This is a genomic window from Streptomyces sp. NPDC058637, from assembly GCF_042717325.1.
GTDB lineage: Bacteria > Actinomycetota > Actinomycetes > Streptomycetales > Streptomycetaceae > Streptomyces.
Genome location: NZ_JBHXRD010000049.1, coordinates 35,973 through 44,096 on the forward strand (window position 1 = coordinate 35,973; position 8,124 = coordinate 44,096).

At 73.2% G+C, this 8,124-nt stretch carries 6 protein-coding genes; 4 read left to right on the forward strand and 2 right to left on the reverse strand.

The genetic code is table 11. From position 1 onward, the window contains the following. Positions 1–77 precede the first annotated feature (77 nt). Entirely contained in the window at positions 78–971 is an 894-nt protein-coding gene (gene ligD, locus ACFWVP_RS32685) for a non-homologous end-joining DNA ligase (protein WP_384501610.1), read from the reverse strand. 59 nt (positions 972–1,030) lie between these two features. Here ligD and ACFWVP_RS32690 point away from each other — a divergent pair, with 59 nt between their 5' ends. After that, positions 1,031–2,179 carry a Ku protein gene (locus ACFWVP_RS32690; RefSeq protein WP_384501611.1) on the forward strand — a complete coding sequence of 383 codons (1,149 nt, stop codon included), beginning with the start codon at positions 1,031–1,033 and terminating at the stop codon, positions 2,177–2,179. 552 nt (positions 2,180–2,731) lie between these two features. On the opposite strand, the gene ACFWVP_RS32695 is transcribed toward ACFWVP_RS32690, so the two are convergent. Further along, positions 2,732–4,393, reverse strand: coding sequence for a hypothetical protein (locus tag ACFWVP_RS32695; protein WP_384501612.1), 1,662 nt, complete (start codon positions 4,391–4,393; stop codon positions 2,732–2,734). Positions 4,394–4,674: 281 nt separating this feature from the next. Between ACFWVP_RS32695 and glyA the strand changes: the two genes are divergently transcribed. From glyA to ACFWVP_RS32710, 3 genes are all read left to right on the forward strand, one after another. Then, entirely contained in the window at positions 4,675–5,955 is a 1,281-nt protein-coding gene (gene glyA / locus ACFWVP_RS32700; RefSeq protein WP_384501613.1) for a serine hydroxymethyltransferase, read from the forward strand. A 158-nt stretch (positions 5,956–6,113) separates the two neighbouring features. After that, entirely contained in the window at positions 6,114–7,370 is a 1,257-nt protein-coding gene (locus tag ACFWVP_RS32705) for an NERD domain-containing protein (RefSeq protein ID WP_384501614.1), read from the forward strand. A gap of 259 nt (positions 7,371–7,629) precedes the next feature. Further along, positions 7,630–8,088 (forward strand): nuclear transport factor 2 family protein, encoded by a 459-nt coding sequence (locus ACFWVP_RS32710; protein ID WP_384501615.1) that lies wholly within the window; start codon positions 7,630–7,632, stop codon positions 8,086–8,088. The last annotated feature ends 36 nt before the right edge of the window (positions 8,089–8,124 follow it).

Genomic DNA, 8,124 nt, shown 5'->3' on the forward strand with positions numbered 1-8,124 from the left:
CAATCCACCGTCCACTTGTGGCCTTTCCTGCTCTTCGGCGGCACAGCTGTGGGCCGGCTGTGTTCCCGCTGTCCGATTCATCCGGCGGGGAGCGGGTGCGCCTGCCCGGGATCGTTCAGCGGACCGAGCAGGTCCCCGTGCCCGGCGATCCGGTCCGCCATGTCACCGGCGAGGAAGACCAGCTCCGAAGGTGCCCCGCAGGCCTCGATCTCGTCCCAGGTGACCGGCGCGGAGACGGCCGGGCTGCCCTTCGCGCGCAGCGTGTACGGGGCGGCGGTCGTCTTCGCCGCGGCGTTCTGGCTGAAATCGACGAACACCTTCCCGGGGCGCAGGGCCCGCGTCATCCGGTACACGGCCAGGTCAGGCAGCGCGCCGTGGGCCTCGACGGCCAGCGCCTTCGCGTACGCCGTCACCTCCTCGGACGGGCTGGGCTCCAGCGGGACGAGCAGGTGCAGGCCCTTGGACCCGGAGGTCTTCCCGTACGCGGAGAGCCCGTCGGCGGCCAGCCGCCCGCGCAGCCAGCGGGCCACCGCACAGCACTCCACGATGCTCGCGGGCGGCCCGGGATCCAGGTCGAACACCAGCCGGTCCGCGACCGCGGGCGTGTCCTGCCGCCACTGATGGGTGTGGAACTCCACCACCAGGTTCGCCGCCCACATCAGCGAGGGCAGGTCCTGCACGAGCACCTGGCGGGCCTCCGGCTCGTCATGGCGGGGCACCGGGGCCGTCCGCACCCAGTCGGGTGTACCGGGCGGCGGATTCTTGGTGAAGAAGCGCAGCCCCTCCGGGCCGTCCGGGTACCGGAGGAAGGACAGCGGACGGTCGCGCAGGTGCGGAAGCATCACGGCCGCCGCCGTGGCCGCGTAGTAGTGCAGCACCTCGCCCTTGGTGGTGCCGGTCGCCGGGTACAGCACCTTGTCCAGGTTGCTGAGCGCCAGGCGTCGCCCCTCCACCTCTGTGATCGGCGTCATACGATAAGAATCACATGAAATCGTACGTATGAGTGCCTTGCGGGCGTAAGGGGTGAACGGTGAGGTCCATCTGGAACGGAGCCATCTCGTTCGGGCTGGTCAGCATCCCGGTGAAGCTGATGAACGCCACCGAGAACCACTCGATCTCCTTCCGGCAGATCCACCTCGCCGACGGTGGCCGGATCCGGTACCGCAAGGTCTGCGAACTCGACGAGCAGGAGGTCACGTCCGCCGAGACCGGCAAGGCGTTCGAGGACACGGACGGCACGGTCATCCCGGTGACGGACGAGGATCTCGCCTCGCTCCCGCTGCCCACGGCCAAGACGATCGAGATCGAGGGCTTCGTGCCCGCCTCCGCGATCGACCCGCTCCAGCTGGACTCGGCCTACTACCTTTCGGCCAACGGGGTCCCGGCGTCCAAGCCGTACGCCCTGCTGCGCGAGGCGTTGAGGCGCAGCGAGAAGGTGGCCGTCGCCAAGTACGCGCTGCGCGGGCGGGAGCGGCTCGGCATGCTGCGGGTGGTCGACGACGTCATCGCGATGCACGGCCTGCTGTGGCCGGACGAGATCCGCGCCCCGGAAGGGGTCGCCCCGGACTCCGGCGTGAAGGTCCGCGACGCCGAACTCGATCTGGCCGACGCCCTGATGAACACCCTCGGCGAGGCCGACCTGGACACCCTTCACGACGACTACCGCGAGGCGGTCGAGGAACTCGTCGCGGCGAAGGCCGCGGGGGAGAGCGTGGAGGCGGAGGAGGACGCGGGCGAGGGCGGCGGCCAGGTCATCGACCTCATGGCGGCGTTGGAGAACAGCGTGCGGGCGGCGAAGGAGTCCCAGGGGGAGGGCGGCGGGGGCGGGATGGCGGAGGTGCACCCCATCGAGTCCGGCCGGGGCGGGGGTACGAAGAAGGCGGGGGCGGAGGCGAAGCGCACGTCCGGGAAGCGGGCGGCCTCGAAGCGGGCGGCGCCGAAGAAGGAGGCGGCCGGCACGAAGTCGGCACCGGAGAAGTCGGCGGCGAGGAAGAGCGCGTCGAGGACGACGGCGGCGAAGAAGACCGCGCCCCGGAAGTCGGCTGCGAAGAAGACGGCGGCCACGAAGTCCACGACGAAGAGCACGGCGAAAGGCACGACGAAGAACACGGCGAAAGGCACGACGAAGACCGCTGCGAAGAAGTCGGCCCCGGCCGCGCGGAAGCGCACCTCGGCCTGAGGCGGGGGCACTTCCCGCCCGGCACCGGCGAACCCGCGCCGTGCACGACCGGCAAAACCGGCTGCGGGCACCGGATCCATCCGTACGATCGCTCGCCGCCACCTCCTCGCTCTTCGGCACCACCCTGACCGCCGGTGTCCTCCTGTGGATGTACCGGTCACCTGTGGATGTACCGGCCACCTGTTGTCCGGGGGCGGCGACGGCGGACCCACGCCCGGCGCGAGCGCGCCCTCCCTCGGACACGGGACGGCATCGCGGCCGGCACCCGGGTCTCCGACCTCACGCCGCAGGGCGAGCACGCCTCGGCCCCAGGCGCCGCTGAAGGCCGACGCCGAGCCCGTACAACCGCTTCACCTGCCGCGAGGGCCGTGCCGCGGGCCAGGAGGCGGGCGGCAGGCCGACGTCGAGCGATGTCCCGGTCGTCGACCTGACGAAGGCCGACCGGGACATCGCCCCTGACCGCCGTCGAGACCACCCTCGACGTCCCCGGCCCGGAGAGCCGGTAGGCGGGCGTCGTCCCGGCGCCCCTCCAACGACGACCGGCCGCGGCCCTCACCGCCGGAACGACGTGGGCTTCAGCAGGTCCGACAGGGGCGGGAGGTCCAGGCCGTACTTGTCGCGCTCGATGAGGTAGGTGCAACTCGTGTACGAATAGCCGGGCTTGACGCTGGAACCGGACGCGTAGCTGTCCACGTCCGACGTCGCTCCCGTGCCGTGCTTGTAGAGGAAGTGGTACTCGCCCGCCGGGAGCCGCAGCCGCGCCTTCGGGTACGACGTGCCGTTCGCCTTGCACGCGCGTGAGGCGCCGGCGGACTCGCCGCTGTAGCGCTCACAACTCCCGCAGGCCTTCAGCGTCACCGTGCCGGTGACCGGCCCGGTGTAGAGCACCTCGACCTCGTTCGGCGCGTCGTTGCTGATGACGAGCTCCATACGGACACCGCCGGGCCTGCCGCTCCCGGGCAGCCGCTTGCCGGCCGAGGGCCGTTCCTCGGCTATCTCGGCGGCCACTGCGATGTCACGGGCGCGCTGCCTGCGCCGGTCCTCCCCGTAGGTGTCGGCGAAGTCCGTCAGCGTCTGCCGGGCCTCGGGGAAACTCCTGTCCTCGAACTGGTCCACACCGCACGCGAACACCCCGTCACGCACCCCCGCGTCGGCCTGCTCGTCCAGCGACGGCACCGAGGTCCGGGGCAGCTCCGTCACCAGGGTGTTCATCCGGCGCAGATCCCCGGTGACGGCGCAGGGTTCCTCACCCTTCAGCGCGGCCACCCGCTCCCGTATCTTCCCGCTGACGGCCGGGCCCACCTGTCCGGCCTGCGAGGACTCGGGGAACGTACGCAGCAGCGTGCTCAGCTCCTTGCTCCCGGACGCCGTGCCCGCACCGTCCAGCCGGGAGACACCGCAGGCGTACAGCGACTCGGCGAGCGGGGCGTCGGGGCGGTCGGCGAGGTCGCCCAGCAGCTCGTGGTCCACGCTGTCGGGCACCGTCCGCAGATAGGTCAGGGGCTCGACGGCCGCGCAGTGCTTCTTCTCGGTGTACGGCGAGGAGACGGTGTCGTAGAAAGCGTCCAGGCGTGCGGGTACGAGCGCGGCGGCGCGCGAACCCGGGTGGTCCTCACCCAGCTCCCGGTAGAGGGTGAGCGCGTACCGGTAGTCCGGGGCGGAGAGGGCGAACGGGTGTTTTGACGCCTTCGCGACCAGGTCGTCGCCTTCCGCCAGCCTGCCGAGCAGCTCCTGTTCGGCGGCCTCCTCACGCGCCGAGGCGTGGACCGCGGTGCCGGTCACCGGGACGGCCAGCAGCATCAGGCCGAGCACCGCGGCGAGGACCGGCCGGGGTGCCGGGCCGACGTCCGCACGCAGCGCGATCCGGGCCGCGTCCGCGGCGGCGAGGACGAGCAGGAGGAGATAGCCGGCGACGAGGGGGGCGGGCACCCCGTCCGGGTCGGCGGGCAGCGCGACGAGCAGCAGCACGGCGGTCGCGGCCCAGCTCACCGCGGCTCTGCGCCACCGGCGCACCAGGACGTGTCCGAGCCCCAGCCCGGAGAGGCCGAGCAGACCGGCGGCGACGGCACGCAGCGCGGCCCCCGGCGGGGGAGGACCGACCGTCGGCGGCCGGGCGGGCGGCGGCGGCTCCCCGTCGTGCGGAGGCGTGGGTCCGGGCGGCCGCCCCGAGCCGGATCCGGGATCGGACACACTCCACTCGTCGCGCGCGTTCATACGGCCCCCCACCGTCGCACCCTGCCAGGTGCCGGGAAACTGCCCCGATTCCTCCCCGTTCACGCGCGAGTTCCGGACATTCGCCGGAGCGCCGGACCGGCGCCCGGCCGCGCAGTAGAGTGCGAGGTGCCGCGACTGGCGCGTACCCGGCAGGGTGCTCCGTGGAAACGACCACGAGGGAGCGGCACACCCCGGTCCGCCCGGGGCGTCATCGCCGGAGGGCCGTCCGCCTGGGCATCCGGGTCCACGTCGCAGCAGTGCGACCGACCCGGGAGGAACCCGTGGCCGTACAGCAGTCCGAAGACCGCCGACCCGCCCTGACCGCAGCCGATCCGGAACTCGCCGCCCTGGTGAGCGCCGAGGAGCGGCTCCAGGCGGACACCCTGCGCCTGATCCCCAGCGAGAACTACGTGTCCGCCGCCGTCCTGGAGGCGTCCGGCACCGTCCTGCAGAACAAGTACTCCGAGGGCTACCCCGGCAAGCGCTACTACGAGGGCCAGCAGGTCATCGACCAGGTGGAGACGCTGGCCGTCGAGCGGGCCAAGGCGCTGTTCCGCATGGAACACGCCAATGTGCAGCCGTACTCCGGCTCCCCGGCCAACCTCGCCGTGTACATGGCGTTCCTGGAGCCGGGCGACGCCGTCCTCGGGATGGCGCTGCCGATGGGCGGCCACCTGACGCACGGCTGGGGCGTCTCCGCCACCGGCACGTGGTTCCGGGGCGTGGGGTACGGGGTGCGTCGTGACACCGGGCGCGTCGATCTGGACGAGGTGCGGGACCTGGCGCGCGCCGAACGGCCCAAGGTGATCTTCTGCGGCGGCACCGCGGTGCCCCGGACGATCGACTTCGCCGCCTTCGCCGAGATCGCCCACGAGGTGGGGGCGGTACTGGTGGCCGACGTCGCCCACGTCGCCGGACTGATCGCCGGGGGCGCGCACCCGTCGCCCGCGCCGTACGCCGACGTGGTGTCCACCACCACCCACAAGACCCTGCGGGGGCCACGCGGGGCGATGCTGCTGTCCCGGGCCGAGCACGCGCGGGCTGTCGACCGTGCCGTCTTCCCCGGTCTCCAGGGCGGCCCGCACAACCAGACCACGGCCGCCATCGCCGTCGCGCTCAAGGAGGCGTCGGGCCCGGAGTTCGCCGGGTACGCCCATCAGGTCGTGGCCAACGCCCGCGCCCTGGGCGAGGAGCTGGCCGCGCGCGGCTTCGACCTGGTGTCGGGCGGCACGGACAACCACCTGCTGCTGATCGACCTCACCGGGAAGGACGTGCCGGGCAAGGCCGCGGCCAAGGCCCTGGACCGGGCCGGGATCGTCGTCAACCACAACAGCGTCCCGTACGACCCCCGCAAGCCGTTCGACCCGTCCGGCATCCGCATCGGCACGCCCGCCCTGACGTCCCGGGGCATCCCCGTGTCGGAGATGCGAGCGATCGCGCAGTGGATCGATCTCGTGGTCGATGCCGCTCGTACAGGTGACGAGATCACCGTTTCCAAGGTGCGGGACGAAGTACGGACGATGATGGACGCCTATCCGGCGCCCGGCCTCCCCCTGGTCTGACCAGGACGCCGGAGCGGTCCGGGGCACATCCGCCCAGGGCTGCTCCGGAACGCCGTGCCCCTCGACTCCGCGCGCCCGCTCTGCGCCCTGTCCGGTGGCCGAACCGCCGTACAGGCTGGGGGAGCAGGACGTCGGAGCGGTGAACACGAGGGGGCACGATGCAGGATCTGAAGGTCACGTCATGGCAGCTCTTCGGGCACGACCGGCTCTATGTGAACCTGCCGGACGGCACCGCGATCGGATGGGCGGACCTGGGCAGCGGCACGATAACGGTCCTGCACCCGCGCTACCGCGACGCGGTCACCGACGCACTCGCGCGTCAGGTCCCGGACATCCCGGCCCTCGGCGAGGTCGCCCCGCCCGGAGCGCCCACCCCGCCCCTCCCTCCGTCGGCCCCCCGGATCCCGCCGCTCCGGCGCATGCGGAAGCGCGGCGCGGACCCGGGCGCGGCGGCCCGCAAGCCCGATGCGCTCCTGCTGCCCGATGCGCTCCTGGTGCCGGACGCGCTCCCCGTGTCCGACGCGCCCCCGGCCTCCGACCCGGGGCCGGACCGGCCGCGGGTCCAGGCACCCAGGCAGCGCCGGGAATCACCGGAACGGGAGCCCGCACCCGGACCCGGCCGCGCGCACGCCCCGCACCCCGGCCGGGAGCCCGTCACGGATCCGGACCGGACACGGGTCCCTGGGCAGGCACCGGCCCCGGAGCGGGAACGGGTGCGCGAGCGGGCCCCGCGACCGGAAGGGACGCGCGCGCCCGCCGCGCCGCAACCGGGCCGACGGCCCCCACTGCCCGCACTCACACCGGCGGGCGACCTCTCCTCCCGGCGGCCCGGCGCCGGGCTCCGGGAGCAGCTCGACGCGTCCGGGCCGGGGGCGCTCGTGCGCGCCGCCACCGGGGCGCTGCGGCGGCACAAGGACGCCGATCCGCGCCGCACCGCGCTGACCGGGGAACGGCGGGTCGGAGCCGAACTGAGGCGTCTGACCCGGCACGGCTGGCGGGTGCTGCACTCCGTGCCGCTCCCGGACGGCTCGGAGATCGGCCATCTGCTCATCGGGCCGGGTGGAGTGTTCGCCGTGCGGACCGAGCACCACCCGCAGACGGCCGTACGGCTCGGGGACGGGACCCTGCAGATCGGTGACGGCGCCCCGGACCCGTACGTACTGGAGGACCGTCCCGAGTCCCGGCGTGCCCAGGCCGTGCTGGAGGCGCACTGCGGCTACGCCGTGCCCGTCCAGACCGTGCTGGTGTTCGTCGGCGTCACCACCCTCGACGTACTCGCCACCCCGCCCGGGGTCCGCGTCTGCCGGGAACGCCAGGTGTCCGCCCTCGCCCCGCTGACCGGTGTGCTCACCGCCACCCAGGTGGAACGGGTCTACGACATCGCGCGCAACCGGGAGGCCTGGCTGGACGCGTGAGCCCGGGGCCGCACCGGTAGGTTCTCCGGTGCCGCCCCGGGGAGAAGAAGATGACGCTTCGCTGTGCGTCGAGGACATCCGGGCCTGCCTCGACCGGAAGCCCGGCCGCCTGCTCGGCCGACGGCCCGGCGGGCGGCCCGGCGGGCGGCGCCCGGCCCGGCGCCCGAAGCGAGCGCCTCTCCAGTGGGGCTGCAGCCACGCCCGGCAGGCTGGTGGTGACGGCGCAGCCATGAGGGCGGCCGTCCCGAAGGGAGTTGCCATGTCTCAGCCGGTCGGGACCCTCCGTCAGCAGGTCACGGGTGACCTTTACGCCGAGGTGCAGACCTTCTACGCCCAGCAGATGCGACGGGTCGACGCCCTCGACATCGAGGGGTTCGCCGACACGTTCACGGACGACGGCGAGGTCGTGCACGCGGGCGGCCAGCGGCAGAGCGGGCGGGAGGAGATGATCGCCGGGATGCGGGCCAACCTGCCCCGCTACCGGGACATCGCCGTACGGCACTGGTTCGGGCACCTGATCATCGAGCCCGACACGGCCGACGAGGACACCCTGCGCGTCTCGTACTACACGCTGGTCACGCAGACCGACCGCGAGGGAAAGGTCGCCTTCCAGCCGACGTTCACCGTGGACGACGTGCTGGTGCGCCGCGACGGCCGGCTGCTGACCCGGTCCCGGGTCATCCACCGCGACACCCCGGTCGCACCGCCCGCCTCCTGAACGTCACATCCGGTACGTGGACGAGGGGCCCTGCGC

What these genes read in the sequence shown, in the direction of transcription:
- ligD (WP_384501610.1), bottom strand. Translation starts at nt 971, where the DNA reads ATGACGCCGATCACAGAGGTGGAGGGGCGACGCCTGGCGCTCAGCAAC.
- ACFWVP_RS32695 (WP_384501612.1), bottom strand. Translation starts at nt 4,393, where the DNA reads ATGAACGCGCGCGACGAGTGGAGTGTGTCCGATCCCGGATCCGGCTCG.
- ACFWVP_RS32705 (WP_384501614.1), top strand. Translation starts at nt 6,114, where the DNA reads ATGCAGGATCTGAAGGTCACGTCATGGCAGCTCTTCGGGCACGACCGG.
- ACFWVP_RS32710 (WP_384501615.1), top strand. Translation starts at nt 7,630, where the DNA reads ATGTCTCAGCCGGTCGGGACCCTCCGTCAGCAGGTCACGGGTGACCTT.